Raw genomic sequence first — 16,506 nt, forward strand, 5'->3', positions numbered from 1 at the left:
GCACCGCCAACGGCAGGGCATCCGGCCCGCGTTGCGGGCCGGGGCCGGCCTCCGGCCGACCCGTGGCCTCCGCTGCGCTCCAGCCACCCCGGGCGCACCCAGGATCCCCGTGCGGGCCAGGCGCGCCACGCTCCGCGAGGCACGCCCACCGGGCTCGGGCCGCAAGCTGCAGCAAGGGCGGGGAGGGGTGACGGGTAGTCGGGAGAGTGGCAGGCCGAACCGGGGAGCGCGGGGCCGGATTGACCAGCCGTCAGGGCGCTTTCCGTGGTGTCCATAAGAGAACAGTAGCAGAATTCAGCCCAATTCGAGGGACTTTTGTGGTTCCGAGTGCTTCACTTTGAAGCACGAGATAGACTCTGGACTCAGATAGCAGCACCACCGGGGACCTGGATCGGATTTCGATCACGCTCCCCCGCTACCGCTCCGAGGCTGTGACTCGGTTTCGGTGAGCTTCACCGTAGCCGAACGCAAGCTCTCTACGTGCAGGTTTCCCATTTCTTACCCGGGTTAAGGCCCAGGAGGGGGCAGGCGGATATGTCGGCCACAAGCCGGACCGATCAGCGCGAGGCGGCTCAGCAGGAAGCGGTGGAGGCGGTTGTCCGTGCCCTCGAATTGCCTGCAAGATCGTTTGGGCTCGAACGGGGCCTTCGAACGCAGGTGATCATGGCGACCGGGTCCGGCAAGACCCGGGTCGCGGCCCGCAGCGCGGAGCGGCTCCGTGCGGGCCGTGTGCTGGTGCTCGTGCCCTCGCTGGACCTGCTCACCCAGACCGAAGCCGCGTGGCGTCAGGGTGGCCGTACGGGCCCGATGATCGGGGTCTCGTCCCTGCGGGGCGAGGACGTCTCCTTCCCCAACACCACGGACGTGGAGGAGCTGGTCGACTGGGTGCGGCCGTTCGACAAGGTCACCGTGTTCGCCACGTACGCCTCCCTCGGACTGGGCACGCTGGAGCGCGCGCACAAGGCCGGCCTTCCGGGCTGGGACCTGATCGTGGTCGATGAGGCACACCGGACGTCGGGACGGCTGGGCAAGCCGTGGGCGGTCGTCCACGACAACACCCGCATCCCGGCCCTGCGCCGCCTCTACATGACCGCCACGCCCCGCCTGTGGCAGCTGGACGAGGACACCGAGGGCGCGCCGGGTGAGCTGGTGGCGAGCATGGAGGACGACCCCGAGGGCCCCTTCGGCAGCCGCTGCTTCACCCTGACGCTCTCGGACGCCATCGACCGGGGAATCTGTGCCCCCTACCAGGTGGTGTGCGTGGACATCACCGACAGCCAGCTCCAGGCCCCGCAGCTCCTGGGCGCCGAAGGCCGCTCGGACGAGGTTCGTGGGGCCCGGCTCGCCGCGCTCCAGACCGCGCTGCTCAAGGCATCCTCGGAGGAGGGCTTCCGCAGGACGCTCGTCTTCCACCATGTGGTGAAGGAGGCCGAGGCGTTCGCGGCCGGCCTCCCCGGTGTCGCCGCGCAGCTGCACGCCGCGGACCCCGAGCTGTACCCGCGCACGATCTGGGCGGACTGGCTGTGCGGCGAGCACAAGCCGAACCACCGCCGGCGGGTGCTCGGGGAGTTCGCGTCCGGGGTCGCCACCGACGGCACGGTGGTGGAGAAGGGCGTCCTGGGCTCGGTGAAGGTTCTCGGGGAGGGCGTGGACACCAAGAACTGCGACTCCGTGTTCTGGGCCGACGTCCGCGGCTCCATGCCCGACCTCGTCCAGGCCGTCGGCCGTGCGCTGCGGATGCAGCCCGGCGAGGGCAAGCTGGCCAGCCTGGTCGTGCCGGTCCTGCTCGGCCCCGGCGAGACGGCCGACAACATGCTCACCTCCCGGGCGTACGGCGGGCTGGCGAAGCTCCTGGAGGCGCTCAGGGCGCACGACGCCCGGGTCGTGGAGCAGTTGGCGCAGGAGCAGGCTCCCAGCGTCTACAAGCCCGCCTTGAAGGCCGCGCAGGGCCAGGAGGGCCGGGGTGACCGGTCCGGTGGGCCGTCGGCCCCGGCGCGGAAGCTGCTGAAGTTCTCCACGCCGCGCGATCCGGCGCAGCTGGCCGCGTTCATCAATCTGCGGGTGCTCAACCCGGAGCACGAGCACTGGCGGCGCGGGGTGGAGGCCGCCGTCATCTTCGCGCGCGAGCACGGCGACCTGAAGGTGCCCTTCACGTACCGCGTGCCCGAAGGCGAGGAGGCCGAAGGGGTGGGGTGGCCGGCCTCGCTCGCGGGCTTCCCCCTCGGGCAGTGGATCGCCGACAACCGGCGCTTCTACGCCCGCGGCAACATGGACGCCGACCGCGTCGCGCAGCTGGAGAAGCTGGGCATGGTGTGGTCGCACTACGACGTCGCGTGGGAGGAGGGCCTGTCCGCCGCGCGCGGGTGGGCTGAGGAGAACGGACACCTCCTGGCGCCGCTGGACGCCACCTTCCAGGGGTACCGGGTGGGGACCTGGCTGAAGAACGCGCGGGCCGCCGCCCGCAAGGCCACCGAGAACGAGCAGCGGCGTGCCGAGGGCCGGCCGGTGGAGTCGTCGGCCGGAGCCATGTTGCAGACGCGGCGCGAGCAGCTGGAGGACATCGACCCGTCCTGGTGCCCGGTCTGGCCGGTGGAGTGGCAGCGCGCCTTCCACCTCGTCCGGCTCCACCTCGAAGCAGCCGGCGGCGTCCTGCCGACCGAGCCCGGCAAGGTGATGCACCAGGGCGAGGACCTCGGACGGTGGGTGCGCTCGGTCCGACTCGGCTGGGACCAGCTCACCACCGTGCAGCAGTGGATGTGCGAACAGGTCCTCGGCATCGAGCCCGCGACCGAGGACGAGCAGCCCAAGCGCCGTACGCAGGCCGACAAGTGGTCCATGAACTTCGAGGCCGCCAAGCAGTTCTTCGAGCGCGAGGGGCACCTGCGGGTGCCGCGCAAGCACGTCGAACGGATCGTCGGCGAGGACCAGGAGGAGCGGGAGCTCCGGCTCGGAGCCTGGGTCGGGAACCAGCGCAGCCGGGCCGCGACGCTGCCCCCGGAGCGGGCGGAGCAGCTGTCCGCGATCGGGATGCGGTGGGCGTGACGGGCGTCGTCGTCACTGCGGCCGTCGCGGTCGCCGCCGGCTATCTGCTCGGTCGGCTGCGTCCGTGGCGGCGTCTGGGCGACTGGGCGGCCGATCAGGTCCGCTTCACCGGGGCGTGGGCCCGCGGCGGCGCCGGGCGGCAGGTCGTCGTCGTGCTGGTCCACGCCGTCACCGCGCCGCGCACCAGCTGGCGCATCCTGCGCGCCCCGGCCACCGAGACGCGGGCGGCGGTGCCCGTACGCGATCCGGACTGGGTCACCAACCGTGCGCGGGAAGGGCGCGAGTAGACGTTAGGTCACCGACTCCCTTACTGGCGTTCGACCCGCTAGAAGACGTCGACAGCGCAGGCCCGGACCAGGTGTCCGGGCCTTCGTCTTGCTCCGGATCTTTTCTCCCGACCGCTGCTGTCCGGGACCCGGCTCCCGGCCCTATGGGGTGAAGAAGCCGTGCCCGCCAGGACGAGACGCAAGCACCTGGGGCCTGTCACTGTCCGCTCGCCCGTCGAACTCACACTGGAGGAAGTACCGATGACCACCCGCCAGACAAGCAGCAGCATGACCCGGGACAGCGCCACCGCGCCCGTCCAGCCGCCCGACCCGGCCCGCCTCCCGCCGCAGCCCGCTGTCGGCGCCGGCCTGCCCTCCTCCATAGCCCAGGGCGCCGCCGAAGGTGCCGCCCGGTCCATCACGGCCCGGCTGGTGGACAAGTTCCTCACCAACCCGCCCGACTGGCTCAGGGCCCTGTGGCACGCCCTGCCGAAGCCCTGGGAGTAGCCACGCGGCCGGGCAAGCCAACTTCGCCCGGACGTCAGGCCGCGTTGAACTCGTGAGCGCGTCCCCCGCGCCACTCCACCCACTGCGGGTCGTCCAGGATGGCGTCGGGTTCGGCGACGCCGGCGGCCTCGAGGAACACGACCAGGTCGTGGTCGCTGTAGGCGGTGCCGAGGATCTCGTCCCGGCCGCTGCCGTGCGCAGTGACTCTCCGGCCACCCGAGAGCGAGGGCCGGTGCACGACGATCGGCGCGCTGGTCATACCTTCCAGCGTGCCCTCGGCTGGGCCGGTGGGCGAGTCGGCCCGAGGGCGCCTGTGCGGTGTGGCGCAGGGTCCGGCCGGTGTGGCTACCGGGGGCCGGCCGGGCCCTGCTTGCGTGGGGCACCGTCGTCCGGACTTCCCACCTGGACTGTCACACGCGGGGTGCCTTGGGGCGTGCCGGGTGTGGCGGGCGGGTGACCCGGCGGCCGGTACGGCGACGTCTGCGGGCCCACCGCGTGCCCGACCTCCAGCATGGGCCCGTATCCCACCCCCGCCCGCCCCGTCCATCAGGAGCACTGCCGTGCTGGAACGCGCCCTGCGCAAGAACTCCGCCAAGGTCACCTTCGTCCTGCCCGCCGACACCCCCGCGGCCGAGGTGAGCGTGGTCGGCGACTTCAACGACTGGCGGCCCGGCGTACATGCCCTGACCCCGCGCAAGGACGGCAACCGGGCCGTCACCGTGGAACTCCCCAAGGACAGCACCCACTCCTTCCGCTACCTCGCCGCCGGGGACTACTGGTTCAACGAGGACATGGCCGACAGCCAGGACGGCCCCAACAGCCGCATCCACACCTGACCAGCACCTGGCTGGCGCCCCGCGCCGCGTCCGCTGATCAAGGCGCTCTAGGGTCACGGCATGAATGATCAGGGCGAGGAGCTGCTGTCCCGCGTACGGGCCGTCCTGTCGGACGCGGGGTTCGAGGAGATCGCCACCGGCGCGGAAGGCGTCCACCTAATCCGGCACGCCCGCGGCGTCATGGTCGGCTGGATGCCCGAAGAACTCACCCAACCCCGCCGCCGGGGCCCCCGCCGCGGCCGCCGGCCCCCTGCCCCTTCCGACCTGCCGGGCCTGCGGCACGCCTTCGGGCTGGCCATGGCCGCAGCACTCCGCGCGGCCGGCCTCACCGTGGAGACGCGGGACGACGAGTGGCTGCTGGTGGTGTTCGACCGCGCAGCCGATGCCTCCTGAGCCAGGCAGCCGGGTCAGGTTGCCGGTGGTTGGCCGTCGCGGATGGTGAACAGGGCCAGCGCGCCCGTCATCTCCAGCAGCCGCTCCAGCTGGTGAGGAAGCGGTCCCGCCAGGACCAGGGCGCGGCTGTTGTGCAGCCGGATGAGGACGTTGAGGAAGGACGAGTCGGCGAACGTCACCCCGGTGACGTCGAGCACCAGGAGCCGGGCGTCGGCAGCCTCACGGTCACAGGCGGCCGCGAGTTTCCCCGTCGTGTCCAGGTCGAACTCACCGGAGCAGACGACCACCCACACGCCGTGCGGCTCGGTCCTCACCGTCACCTTCGGCGACTCCATGCACGCCTCCCGTTCCGGGCCGGACCCTGCGTCGGCCGACACCTGCGACCGTACGGCCTCACCAGCCGCGACGACACCACGCCCCGACGGACAGCCCCCAAGAGAGGAAGGCGGCGCGGCCCACTGGTTCATCGCTGCCAGCCACGCCTCCCCCGGTTGCTTCAGGGCTGCATCGCTCTCCAGCGCTCGATCAGCTCGGCCTGCCAGTCCGTCTTCGTCTGCCGTGACGCCGTATGGGCGGTCGGCAGCGTGGTCCGGCCCGCGTCGGCATGCTCGATGGGCGGAGCGGCTTCAGGTGCAGAAGTGGTCGGGTAGAGGAGCTGTTCTCCGAAGATGCTCTGCAAGCGGGAGAGGTCAGTGTCTTTGTCCACCGGCACCCACCCCTCGGGCAGGGAGGTCGTCGCACCGGATGGCGGCTCCGTCCCGATGGGAGCGGTGAACATCTGAGCAGGCTCTTCCCACACCGTCGACGTCAGGGCGACCTGTGCGTCGAAGACTTCCGGACGGAGCTGCAGAACTCCGTCCTTCCTCAGGGCTTCGATGTAGTTGAGGAGCTCAATCGTCGCGACCATGGTCCAGGCGACCAGCGGAACGGCGGCACGGAAGCGGTCCCGCAACCCGAACGGATCGCCTTCCTTCCGCCGCTCCGTGTCGTGATGCACCACGTCGCCGTAGATCCAGGACATGGCCAGCCGGTGTGCGTCGAGGTCGTGTTCCTCCCCCGTCACCACGTCGGCGACCAAGACCCGGTAGGCGGCATCCAGGGGTGTGGCGGGGGCCACCCGTGTCTTCCACTCGGCGCGCATTGCTCGGATGCGCTCCGCATCACGCGGCATCTCCCGGCAGGCGTAGCCCAGCGCCTTGAGCGACTTCATGTAGAAGCAGTCCTCGGTCTCCAAGAGAATCGGCCGGATCCGCGCCGCAGCGGACTCGACCACCTCCTCGGCGGGCAGCTCCTGCCGGATCCGGATCTCCCCGCTCTCAATGCGGACGCGGATCTTCGGGTCGATGAGCGCCACGAGCTGCTCCCAGTCAGCAGCCAGGGAGTGCTCTGCGACACGGCGTGCTCGTACCACGAATGATTCAAGGCACTGCCGGTTCTTCTGCTCGATCTCCGCCTGATCCCGTGCCACGTGCGCCCCCTCAGCTTGAGATCAGCATGGCGGGACGCCCGCCGCACGGACCACTCAATTCTTCGGTCAGCTCAGGCTTGCCCAAGGGGCCGGCAGGAGGCTTGCCCAGGGCCACCTTGGGCTTGCCCACGCAGGCTTGCCCAGGGCCACCTTGGGCTTGCCCACCCCTGTCGGTGGCTTGCCCGGCTCAGCGGCGCAGACGTGAGAGCCAGCCGGTGGCCTTCTGCTCGGGCACGGCCTGGTCCGGTTCCTGTTCGCGCTCCTCCCGCCGGGGGCTTACACCCCAGGCCCGGTCCGAGTCGGACTCGTACCGCTGGTCGCAGTCACCGCACAGAGACGGGTGCTTGGCCGGGGAGGAACCCCAGCCGACGGGCTTGGTCGCCTTCCATCGTTCGTCGGTGAACGCGGCACCGCATTCGGTGCAGACGGGGCGCTGGGGGGCGGGCCAGAAGTCGTCCGACGCGGCCTCGCTGTGCACCGGCTCCTGGCGCTCCTTGGTGGCGGCGACAGCCTGGTGCTTGCAGCCGTCGCACAGCTGCGGGTGGGTGTCGACGAGCTCTCCCCAGTGCGCCTTCTCCGCGGCCTCCCAGCGTTCGTCGGTGAACGGCGTTCCACAGCGGGCGCAGGCAGGCCGGCGGGCCTCGCGCTGAGCGGCTTCCTGTGCAGCTGCGGCCGCCTTCTTCGCGTCGTGCTCCTGTGCCGCGCGCCGTACCTGTGCCTGGTACTCCGCCGCGCGGACCTTGGCTTCCTCTGCCTCGCGGGCTTCGGCAGCATCGCGGCGCGGGTTGCCGATCGCTTCCAGGAGCGGCTGCGGGTGGGTGCGGCCGAAGCGGAGGAAGACCGGGCCGGCCGGGCCGTGGGCACGCAGGTTCTTCAGCCCGACCGCGACGATCGGGATCCTCCTGTCGTAGAGGTGGTGGCCGGCGCGCTGCCGCTCCCCCTGCCACAGGTGACGGGTCAGTTCCATCAGGCGCGGGACGGTGCGGTCGGGGTTGCGCTCACCGATGCGGTTGAACACCAGCAGCACGGGCGGATGCGGCGCATCGCCGTACCGGCCTTCAAGGCCCGTCCAGCGCGTACGCCACATCGGGCGCTCACGGCCGTCGGTGTCCTTCATCTGCCGCTTGAAGAAGCGGGCGTACTTCTCCAGCTTGGCGGCGAGCTCTTCCGCGGTCTCGTGGCAGTTGTCGACCTCGATGAACAGCAGCGGCACTCCGTCCTGCGGTGCGGTGAGCACCAGGTCGGCCTGGGCGCCGCCCTTGCCGGGCGCGTTCCAGGTGCCGGTCGCCGGGAGCGGGACCTCGGTCCAGTACGAGGCGATGGTGCCGATCCCGTCGGGTCCGTCGGCGGCGGCCTGGGCGGCGGCCTGGACGTGCGGCGGGTCGTCGGCGAGCTTGGCCATGTTCGGCTTCGGCCGCAGCATCGCGATCACCGTTTCGTTGACGGCCATCGGGTGGGAGGCCCCGCTGGAGCCCGCGCCGCGCGCGGTGGAGCCCATCTCCGTCGCTGGGCGCCGCAGCTCGTAGGAGGCGGCCTCCAGGCCCTTGGGGGTCAGGTTCCGCAGCGAGTCCCCCGTCTCGGTGGAGCCGCCGTTCTCGGACAGGCCGTGCTTGCGCATGTCGGAGAGCGCGCCGGTGTGCGAGGCGGTGCGGGCCTGCTTCTGCTTCGACGGCGTCTCCTTGGCGGCGTGCCGGAACGTCAGGTGCGGAGCGCCGATCCGCTGGATCTGATCAGCCGTCGCGACCTTCAGCGCTCCGAGCACGCGCAGTACGTCGCCGCGGTACTGGTTCGTCGACCCCGCCGGGTTGGTGATCCGCTTCCCCGCCATCAGCTCTGCTCCCTCGTTGCTCGCGACCGGCTGCCGGCCGACCGGCGCCGCTGGCCGCGGCTGGCCTGGGCTGGCCTCCCGGCCCCCCGGAACCCGATGATCTCCTGCACTACGGACAGCAGTAGGAGAGAAGAGGGGTGTGACGACGCGGTTTTCGCGCTCATCACCGCGTTGACAAGGGGTTTTCCCCTCACCCCAGGTGTCGGGCACCAAAGGGGGTTCCCGAGGAGTATCCGAAGTGGGCACCCAGGGACCTCCCTTGGGCTTGCCCACCACGGGCCGGCCTTCCGGTGTGTCCGGCCCGCACGGTGCCGCTGCCCGGCTCTCGGGTGGGTGGTGGTCATCATCTCGTCTCCTCTGTTTCCCCGGCCGGGACGGCCGTGGTGGAGGAGCAGCGTGCAGGTGACCCCCTTGTCCGCGGTCTGACCGGGGCCAGGTCAAGGAGAAATACGGCGGCGGGCGGGTCGGTAGCGGACCTGGACAAGGGGTCAGGGCCACGTTCGCAGGTCGGACCGAAAGCTGGACAAGGGGGCCCTGTTTGACCCTTGCAGTCCCGATTCGTCCGCATCCAGCGGAGGGGGGGAGAGTTCTCTGGCCTCTGTCCACAGGGTGCTCGTCCGAGGCTGCTGGGAGTCGTCGTGATCCGAGCGACGTCACCCAGTTGAGGAGACCTCCATGCCGTACCTGATCCCGCCTCGCACCCCGCTCACCCCGGGAGAGGTCGACCGCGCCTTCGACTACCTTCTCGCTCTGCAGATGGGCGGCGGGAACTACGCCTCCGGACGCACGCCGGCTACTCCCGAGCTGGCCTTCCTGCTGCTGCGCCTCGCCGAGAACATCGTCTTCCCCGTTACGGGGGTCCTGGGCGACGGGGAGCCGCACGCGGACTCCTTCGCCCTGGACGAGGTCGGGTGCATCCTGCTGTCCGCCCTGCGGGACTGGACGCGCGACTCCCCCACGACGGCCGTGCTGGGCATCGCCCGCAGCATCATCCGCTTCGTCGAGAACGTCATCCCCGACCCCGACGACCACGGAGACACCCGCGCCACCCTGGAGACCATGCGCAACGAACACCTGAAGTGGGCCCGCAACCTGCAGTCCATCGCCGGGCGTCCGTAGCCACGCGCACGATGCGCACCGGTGCGGTGCGGTGGTGCGGTGCGGTGCGGTGGTGCGGTGGTGCGGTGCGGTGGTGCGGTGGTGCGGTGGTGCGGTGCGGCGGTGCGGTGCGGTGGTGCGGTCAATCCGGTGCGCACCATGATGCGCACCACCGTCCATCCGGTGCGCATCCACTCGGTGGGCGGTGCGCACCGACGCAGTCGGCGCACCTCGGGTGGTGCGCATCCGGTGGGGTCGGTGCGGCGGAGTGGACCGGCTGAGCGCGGCGCATTCCTCCTTGACACGGGCCCACGTCAAGGGGAAATGCGGCAGGTACACACCGGGTGGATGGACGCAGTCGTCCCGGGCGATGGCGTCCACTCCCGCACGATGACGTCCACTTCCACCGGGTGGGCTCCACTCGGTGGAGCGGAGCCGGGCACGGTGGCGTCCACTCCCGGGCCGGTGGTCTCCACTCGGTGGAGCGGATGCCGCGCACGGTGGTCTCCACCCGGTGCGGTGGCCTCCACTCGGTGGAGTGGGGCGCACCGCACCGGGTGCGCACCACCGCACCGGGTGCGCACCACCGCACCGGGTGCGGACCACCGCACCGGGTGCGCACCATCGGGTCCACTCAGTGGCCGGCCTCCCGGCCGCGGTGCGGTCCGGGCTCGGGCGGTCGGTGCGCCTGCTGGTCGTCCGGGCGCACCCGGCGCACCGCCTCGGCGTCGGCCGGTGCGGTGTGGCGGTCCGCGCGGGCGCGGGCTTCGGCGGCCATCTTGGCGGCCGTCTCCCGGATGCGGCGCAGTCGGTCGGCCGTGAGATCGAGGGCTTCCACATCCGTACGGGACTCCCGCAGGGCTCGCACGGCCGTCATGTCGATCGCCTCCTGGCGGCCGGGCTCCGGCTCCTGGTCGTCGTGCTCGGCTTCGGCGGCCGGGGGCGCGAGCAGCTGCTCGGGCATCGCTGCCTGCTGGTGGGCGACGACGTCGTATGCCCGGCCCCGCACGGCGGTGGCGGTCGTGGTCGCGCGCAGCTTCTCCCGCACCACCGCACCGGCGAGGACAGCACGGTCGTACTGGAGCGGGATACGGGGGATATCCCACTCCCCCGCATCCTGGCCCGGCGGCCGGGGCACAGCCGGCTCGCCGGGATCGGCCGGAGGCTGCCGGTCCGGGTCGGGCCTGGGAGTGAGTGGGCGGGGCCGGGCGGGGAGGTCGGCCAGGTCCCACCGGGCGGTGTAGAGGCGGTAGTCCGCCAGCAGGCCGATCGTGGTCTTCGGCTCGCTGATGTCCAGGCAGTGCGTCTCGATGGCGGCGGCCACGATCTCCTCGTCCAGGCCGGGGTCGCGGCGGCGGCCGCGACCGACGAGGGCGAGGTGGCGGCGGGCTTCGGCGAGCAGGTGCCGGCGGTGGAAGCGCCCGCCGTCGTTCATCACGAACACCGTCGCGGTGACGTCGACGGCCGCCAGGGCGACGTCGACCACGGCCGCGACCCGGGCCCGGATCGCGGCGGCCGCGGCGCGGGCGTACTCGAGGAGGGAGTTGATGACGTCGGCGGCGACCCCGGAGGTGAGAATCGCGCTCGCCTTCCACCAAGCGCGCAGCTGCGCGAGCGGCCGGGTCTTCCGCTTGGGCGGGCGGGTCTTGCGGGCGGCGATCTGGTTCATCTTGGCGCGGGCCCGTTCCGAGACCACGGGCAGGAACTTCAGCTCGCCGTCGTCGTCGACGGCGGTGACGTACTCGTGCTCCAGCTCGGCCAGGCAGGCGGCGATCTGGTCGCTGCGCCGGGAAGTCCAGCGGATCAGCTCGTGCGGCACCCCCGCAATCTCCATCACCGGCCGGCGCCCCGGGGTGACGATCCGGGGCTCGGTCGCCAGCCCGAGCGCCTCGCAGACCTCCGCAGCAACGAGTTCGTTGTAGAGCGCGGAGGCGGCCACGGTGTTCTCGTGCAGGGCATGGGTGTGGATCGAGCCCCACTTCCCGTCCAGGCGCTGCCCCTTCACCGACAGCAGCAGATGGTCATGCAGCAGAGGCCGGCCGGAGCGCGCCTCGTAGTGGCGGAAGCGCGCGGCGACCAGACCGCCGGGCGGCCGCACCCGGTAGATGCCGTCCTTGCCGTACCGGATCACCGCGACCTCGTCCTCGATCCACTCCAGCACCCGTACGATCGCCCGCTCGTGCGCGGCCTCGATCACGCGCCGCGTTTCCTCATCCCCGAACGCCCACAGGAGGTAGATCGTCGGCTGCGGCCGGAACACGAAGTCGACACCGGTCACCATCACGCGGCGGCCGAGGGCGCCGGCCCGATACGCCTTTTTCGGGGAGTCGCCCGCGGCGAGCCGGTCGGCCTCGATCCGGTCGGCAGCCGGGTGTCGGCCGTACTCGCCGAACAGGTTCCGCAGCTGCGCCTCGGTGACCTCCTCACCCGGTGCCAGTCCGAGCGCAGCAAGTCCCCGGCCCATCCATCGCCCCACCGGGACACCGGCCTGCTCCTGGGCAGCGCGCAGGGGCGTGCGGGCCGGGCGGCGGCCGTCGCCGACGACGGTCTCGCGCAGGTAGTAGCGGTACATCTGCCCGGCCCGGATGACCCTGATGTCGACTGTCATGGAGACCACGCCACACCGCCCTGACCTGCAAGGAAAGAGCGGTCAGCGGGACGTCCCGCCAGACGGGAGCGGCGGCCGAACTTTCTTCTCAGGTGCCCGCAGGGCGGGACGGGGCCCGGGTCCGAACGCGAATGTCATCGCTCTCCGGCAGCACTCAAACCACGCCCCGGACAACCTCATCCAGCGCCACTGAGCACCATCCAGCACCACCGAACGAACACCACCAACGAGCACCGCCTACAGCAGCCCCCGGCACTCGCCGGGGGCTTCCTCGTGCTGCCCGGAGGAGACCGCCGTGCCCACCTTCGAGACCTGCCCCCGCTTCACCGCCGACCTCCAGCACCTCACCCCCGCCCAGCGCCGCCGCTTCCGCCGCGTCGTCCTGGACGCCTTCGTCCCCGACCTGCGCATCGGCCGCCAGTTCCGCCCCGGCTTACGGATCAAGGGCGTGCGCCGCGCCCCCGGCATCTACGAACTCACATGGGCGCCGGACGGGCGCGCGACGTGGTCGTACGGCGGGGAGAAGGTCGCCGGGCTCCCCCACGTCATATGGCACCGCATCGGGACCCACAGCATCCTGGACCGCCCGCTGGCCGAAGGCCGTCTTGTGGGCGCGGGTCACCAGTTGGTTGGCTGATCGTTCCGAACATCAGGAGGGACACCGCGTGGCAGCGAACGAGACCGGGACCGAGTCGGATCACCTGAAGTCGTTGATCATCAGCACCGCACAGGAGCTGTGGGAGGACAAGGACGCGCTGGGCAAGTTCCTCAACGTCGTCCGGCGCAGCGAGGGGTTCGCCCCGCTCGCCGACACGCTGGAGCAGTCCGAGGTCCGCCCGGCGAAGCCCACGTTCTACGGCGTCAAGAGCACCGAGTTCCAGAGCTGAGGAGCGACCAGGAGCGCCGGCCTTCGGACGAGGACCGCACACATGGCGGCGGCCCCCACCACACAGGTGGGGGCCGCCGTTGTCTTCGCTGGGGAGCGCTCAGGTCGACCGAGGAAGAGGGACGCCAGCCCTCGCGGCCGCCTTGTCCGCAGCCGACTTGGCTGACGCCAGGATCTTGGCCGCCTCGTCCGCATCTTCCTCAAGGGCCTTCTTGATGCTGGCCGGGGCCAAGGCGCGGTGGGCGGCCTCCAGCTGCGTCACGGCGTTGCGGAGTCCGTCCAGCGCAGTGGGCTGTGCGGTAGCCGGCTTCTCCGGAGTGGTCCGCGGCGTGTTGGCCGCGACTTCGCGGGCCAGGGCAGTCAGCTCGTCCTGCGTCAGCTCCCGCTCTTCCTTGCGCGGGAGCTGCTGGACGATGCCGGTGAGCGCCTTGACCGTGACGGTCTTGCCGGTGGCGTCCTTGATGGTCTCGTGGACGGCGACAGAGGTCTCAGCCCCGTAGTCCTTGGTGATCGGGTTGAGGGCGCCGGCCGCCTTCTTCCCGATGCTCGGGATGTCTGCACGTGCAGACACTCCGTTCGAATTCTCTTCGAACGCTTTGTCTGCACGTGCAGACAGCAGCTCGCCGATCGCGTACGCGGTCATCTCTTCGTAGGCGATCGGGCGGGACTTCTTGAAGACGTCCTGGGCGAAGGCTTCGAAGCTGGGGTGCGTCTTGCGGTACAGGCGCCGGCTGCTGATGTTGGCCATGGACTTGCCCATGACCCACCAGGCGTCCTCGAACTGCTGGACTCCCCGCATGCAGAGCGCGAGGATCTGCTCCTCTTCGTCGCTGAGGTCACCCGTCGCGTCCGGTGTCTCGATGGGCTCCGGGAGGTCGGCGAGCGTCATCATCTTGTCCGGACGCCCTTGCGCGAAGGGTCGGGCGGCCGGGGCGTGGCTGTGCCCGTCGTCCTCGGTGGTGGCGGGGGCACCGCTCTGTTGGCCGGGGACGGCCACCGCTGTGCCTGCGGCCTTGCGGGCCTGCCGGTCCTTGAAGGGGTTGGACTTGCTCACGGCAGCAGGTTCCGCTCTTCCATCTCGGTGACCAGCTCATCGAATACTGAGCCCTTGGCCTGGATGTCGCTGCCTTCATGGGTGCGCATGTACTTCACCACGGACGGGACCACCGTGGTGAAGACGTTGTAGCCCTCGTCTTCCAGGTACTCCCGCACCTGCTTGATCTCGTTGACGCCGCTCGGGGCCTTGCAGAGCAGGACCCAGGTGGCCGGCGGCTGGCTGTCCAGCCGCAGGGGCGCGGTGTCCTGGATGAACTCCTTGGTCGGGAGCTCCTCCATGCGCTCGACGTCGTTCATCGACGGCGGGAGGTTGATGATGGCGAGGTCGGCGAGGCGCAGCACGGAGGCGCCGACGCCCTTGTGGTCCTCGAGGTGACCCACGTCCACGACGCCGATGCCGTCCTCGAACCCGGCCGGGATCATCTGCGGGACGTTCATGTGGAAGGCCGGGGTGGCGGCCTGCTGCACGACGAACGGGTACGTGCCCGCGGCTTGCCAGCGGCTGAACTGCCGCGAGTCGTCCGCGTCGAAGCCGATCACCTTGCGTCCGCGCTCGTGCAGGGCGTGGCTCATCCACGCGGAATTCGTGGTCTTGCCCGTGCTGCGAGGGCTGACATTGGCGATGTAGAACATGGCGTGAGCGTACCGACCTGGCGCTACGCCCGAACACCACACGACCGGCATGTACTGGTTCGGGTGACCCCCGAAACGCAAAAAGCGGCCCCCGGCGCCCGGACCGAGAGGTCCAGACGGCCAGGGGCCGCTTCACGTACTCAGGTGCTCAGGTCGATGTCGACCGGGAGCTCGCGCCCGGCGAGAGCGTGGGTGAGGAGTCGGTAGGGGTCGGTCCACACACCGTGGATTCGCGTCCGGGCGCAGTGGAGCGTGCCGGTGAGGGCGGTCTCGGTGTCGGGGTGGATAAGGACCAGGGCGACGGGGTCGGTGTCCGGCCGCTGCCCGGGGAGAGGTCGGCCGCGCTCCAGGCCGCGCTCGCCGATCCGTACGGCGGCGTCGCCGCGGCCGGTCCAGGGGGCCGGCCGCTGGCGGGCGGCGAGCATGGCGGTGAACTCCGCGACGGCCTTCTGGTCGCCGGGGTGCATCGGTCCGCTGCCGTGTCCGCATCTGCGGAAGCGGGCCGTCACGTGCGCACCGTCCGGCGGTACAGCCGCGCGCTGAGCCGGTAGCGGAGGGAGGCGCGCTCCTCGCGCTCCTCGGTGGCGTCACCGAGCAGCTCCTCAAGCTCGGCCAGGCGCTCTTCGGCGAGCACCTCGGGCTGGTAGTCGTCGCCGTGGCAGACCGGGCACAGATGCTCGTGGCCGTCGAACTCGTGCCACGGCGCGCAGCCGACTTCACCGCAGGTCGGCTGGGTGGGGTCCTCGCCGATGCCGGAGCAGTACGGGCAGCGGGTGAAGCGGTAGTCGATGGGGGCGCCCGCGTGGAGGTCGGAGTGGAGCTGGGCGAGGCCGCGGACTCCGAGTTCGCGCAGCAGGGCGTCGGCGGCGAGGACCTGGCGGTCGATGCCGGTGTGGTGGTGGTCGGCGAGCATCCTCACGGCGGTGCACCAGGCAAGGCTGGAGCGGTCGACCGGGACGGCGTAGCTGCTGGCCCACGGGTCGACCGGGTTGAGGTCGGCGGGCGGCGGGGTCGGCGCGGTGAGCGGGATGCCGAGGGTGGCGAGCTGGGCGGTGACGTCGGCGGTGCGGTGGGTGAACTGGTCGAAGACGGTGGTGGGCATCGGCCCTCACAAGGACGGGGCTGTCCGGGACCAATTGGTCCCGGACAGCCGGAGCGGGTGGGGTCAGCGGGTGGCCGAGGTGAGGGCGGCCTTGTGGCTGTCGCGGTGCTTGCGCTGCTCCGGTTCGGCGAGGACGCGCAGGCCGTGCGGCTCGCCGACGGGGCCGCAGGCGCTGCACACCACGGCGTAGTTGCGGCGGCCGGCGCACCCGGCGTCCGGGTCGCGGGGCTTGCCGGAGGGGCTGACGGAGTGGGTGCATTCGGTGCCGTCGGGGTGGAGTGGGGCGATCTTGACGCTGATGCGGGCCATGGGCTTCGTCTCCTGGTCGGGCTCGGGGAAGGGCAGCTGGTGGAGCGCGGCCGCCGGGGCGCGGCCCCGGGTGGGGCGCGGCGGGGTGGGCGGCTCGGTGCGGGTGAGCGCGGTCTCGGGGAGGAGTCCGAGCTGTCCGGCGGCCGCCGCCCGGGCGGCGAGGGTGATGGATCGGGTGACCCGGTGGTGTCCGTGGTCGATACGGAGGTGGCAGAGCTGGCAGGCGGCGAGCAGGTTGCTCTCCCGCACGTCCTCTGGGGTGTGGTTGAGGTGGGCGGTGGTGAGGCCGACCACGGACCCGGTGTCCGGGTGGATCTCCTCGTGGACGGCGGGGCAGCGGCCGCCGGGGTGCGCCAGGCCGCAGTGGCCCGTGCACTCGCAGCGGCCGCGGGCCCGCTCGAACCGGATGCGCGCGCTGATCTCGTTCCAGTCGCGCGGGTAGCGGTGCAGGTTCTCGGGACGGATGGGCACGGC

Annotated in this window: 18 protein-coding genes; 8 read left to right on the forward strand and 10 right to left on the reverse strand. The window is 71.3% G+C overall.

Going from position 1 to position 16,506, the window contains the following annotated elements:
- Positions 1–534 precede the first annotated feature (534 nt).
- The 3 genes from ACZ6ZI_RS38360 (at position 535) to ACZ6ZI_RS38370 (ending at position 3,815) form a co-directional block, all read left to right on the forward strand.
- Positions 535–3,042, forward strand: coding sequence for a helicase associated domain-containing protein (locus ACZ6ZI_RS38360; RefSeq protein WP_469529301.1), 2,508 nt, complete (start codon positions 535–537; stop codon positions 3,040–3,042).
- Entirely contained in the window at positions 3,039–3,329 is a 291-nt protein-coding gene (locus tag ACZ6ZI_RS38365) for a hypothetical protein (protein WP_469529303.1), read from the forward strand. Before ACZ6ZI_RS38360 ends, ACZ6ZI_RS38365 begins: the two co-directional genes overlap by 4 nt.
- Before the next feature lie 240 nt (positions 3,330–3,569).
- Entirely contained in the window at positions 3,570–3,815 is a 246-nt protein-coding gene (locus tag ACZ6ZI_RS38370) for a hypothetical protein (protein ID WP_469529305.1), read from the forward strand.
- A gap of 34 nt (positions 3,816–3,849) precedes the next feature.
- Here ACZ6ZI_RS38370 and ACZ6ZI_RS38375 read toward each other — a convergent pair whose 3' ends face one another.
- Positions 3,850–4,074, reverse strand: a complete 225-nt coding sequence (locus ACZ6ZI_RS38375) for a hypothetical protein (protein WP_401171837.1) — start codon at positions 4,072–4,074, stop codon at positions 3,850–3,852.
- A 301-nt stretch (positions 4,075–4,375) separates the two neighbouring features.
- Here ACZ6ZI_RS38375 and ACZ6ZI_RS38380 point away from each other — a divergent pair, with 301 nt between their 5' ends.
- A complete protein-coding gene (locus tag ACZ6ZI_RS38380) occupies positions 4,376–4,651 on the forward strand; it encodes an isoamylase early set domain-containing protein (RefSeq protein WP_469529308.1) in 276 nt (91 codons plus the stop codon).
- 60 nt (positions 4,652–4,711) lie between these two features.
- On the forward strand, positions 4,712–5,044 hold the full coding sequence (locus ACZ6ZI_RS38385) for a hypothetical protein (RefSeq protein WP_469529310.1): 333 nt from the start codon (positions 4,712–4,714) through the stop codon (positions 5,042–5,044).
- A 14-nt stretch (positions 5,045–5,058) separates the two neighbouring features.
- On the opposite strand, the gene ACZ6ZI_RS38390 is transcribed toward ACZ6ZI_RS38385, so the two are convergent.
- The 3 genes from ACZ6ZI_RS38390 to ACZ6ZI_RS38400 form a co-directional block, all read right to left on the reverse strand.
- On the reverse strand, positions 5,059–5,379 hold the full coding sequence (locus ACZ6ZI_RS38390; RefSeq protein WP_469529311.1) for an STAS domain-containing protein: 321 nt from the start codon (positions 5,377–5,379) through the stop codon (positions 5,059–5,061).
- Positions 5,380–5,540: 161 nt separating this feature from the next.
- On the reverse strand, positions 5,541–6,512 hold the full coding sequence (locus tag ACZ6ZI_RS38395) for a hypothetical protein (RefSeq protein WP_469529313.1): 972 nt from the start codon (positions 6,510–6,512) through the stop codon (positions 5,541–5,543).
- 187 nt (positions 6,513–6,699) lie between these two features.
- A complete protein-coding gene (locus ACZ6ZI_RS38400; protein ID WP_469529315.1) occupies positions 6,700–8,340 on the reverse strand; it encodes a replication-relaxation family protein in 1,641 nt (546 codons plus the stop codon).
- A gap of 675 nt (positions 8,341–9,015) precedes the next feature.
- On the opposite strand from ACZ6ZI_RS38400, the gene ACZ6ZI_RS38405 reads away from it, so the two are divergent.
- Positions 9,016–9,459: a hypothetical protein gene (locus tag ACZ6ZI_RS38405; protein WP_469529317.1), complete on the forward strand. Its 444-nt coding sequence runs from the start codon at positions 9,016–9,018 to the stop codon at positions 9,457–9,459.
- A 613-nt stretch (positions 9,460–10,072) separates the two neighbouring features.
- Here ACZ6ZI_RS38405 and mobF read toward each other — a convergent pair.
- A complete protein-coding gene (mobF, locus tag ACZ6ZI_RS38410; protein ID WP_469529319.1) occupies positions 10,073–12,046 on the reverse strand; it encodes a MobF family relaxase in 1,974 nt (657 codons plus the stop codon).
- Between the two features lie 295 nt (positions 12,047–12,341).
- On the opposite strand from mobF, the gene ACZ6ZI_RS38415 reads away from it, so the two are divergent.
- Together ACZ6ZI_RS38415 and ACZ6ZI_RS38420 are read left to right on the forward strand one after the other, a co-directional pair.
- Positions 12,342–12,683, forward strand: coding sequence for a hypothetical protein (locus ACZ6ZI_RS38415; RefSeq protein ID WP_469529320.1), 342 nt, complete (start codon positions 12,342–12,344; stop codon positions 12,681–12,683).
- A 28-nt stretch (positions 12,684–12,711) separates the two neighbouring features.
- Positions 12,712–12,933: a hypothetical protein gene (locus tag ACZ6ZI_RS38420; protein ID WP_359994302.1), complete on the forward strand. Its 222-nt coding sequence runs from the start codon at positions 12,712–12,714 to the stop codon at positions 12,931–12,933.
- A 99-nt stretch (positions 12,934–13,032) separates the two neighbouring features.
- On the opposite strand, the gene ACZ6ZI_RS38425 is transcribed toward ACZ6ZI_RS38420, so the two are convergent.
- The 5 genes from ACZ6ZI_RS38425 to ACZ6ZI_RS38445 all read right to left on the reverse strand — a co-directional run bounded on the left by ACZ6ZI_RS38425 (position 13,033) and on the right by ACZ6ZI_RS38445 (position 16,503).
- Positions 13,033–13,986 (reverse strand): hypothetical protein, encoded by a 954-nt coding sequence (locus ACZ6ZI_RS38425; RefSeq protein ID WP_469529324.1) that lies wholly within the window; start codon positions 13,984–13,986, stop codon positions 13,033–13,035.
- A complete protein-coding gene (locus ACZ6ZI_RS38430; RefSeq protein ID WP_359994307.1) occupies positions 13,983–14,621 on the reverse strand; it encodes a plasmid partition protein in 639 nt (212 codons plus the stop codon). Before ACZ6ZI_RS38430 ends, ACZ6ZI_RS38425 begins: the two co-directional genes overlap by 4 nt.
- A 140-nt stretch (positions 14,622–14,761) precedes the next feature.
- Positions 14,762–15,130 carry a hypothetical protein gene (locus ACZ6ZI_RS38435; RefSeq protein WP_469529326.1) on the reverse strand — a complete coding sequence of 123 codons (369 nt, stop codon included), beginning with the start codon at positions 15,128–15,130 and terminating at the stop codon, positions 14,762–14,764.
- Positions 15,127–15,723, reverse strand: a complete 597-nt coding sequence (locus tag ACZ6ZI_RS38440; protein WP_469529329.1) for a hypothetical protein — start codon at positions 15,721–15,723, stop codon at positions 15,127–15,129. The genes ACZ6ZI_RS38435 and ACZ6ZI_RS38440 overlap by 4 nt, the downstream gene beginning before the upstream one ends.
- 63 nt (positions 15,724–15,786) lie before the next feature.
- Positions 15,787–16,503 carry a hypothetical protein gene (locus ACZ6ZI_RS38445; RefSeq protein WP_469529331.1) on the reverse strand — a complete coding sequence of 239 codons (717 nt, stop codon included), beginning with the start codon at positions 16,501–16,503 and terminating at the stop codon, positions 15,787–15,789.
- Between the last annotated feature and the right edge of the window lie 3 nt (positions 16,504–16,506).

Source organism: Streptomyces sp. NPDC103540 (genome assembly GCF_055584445.1).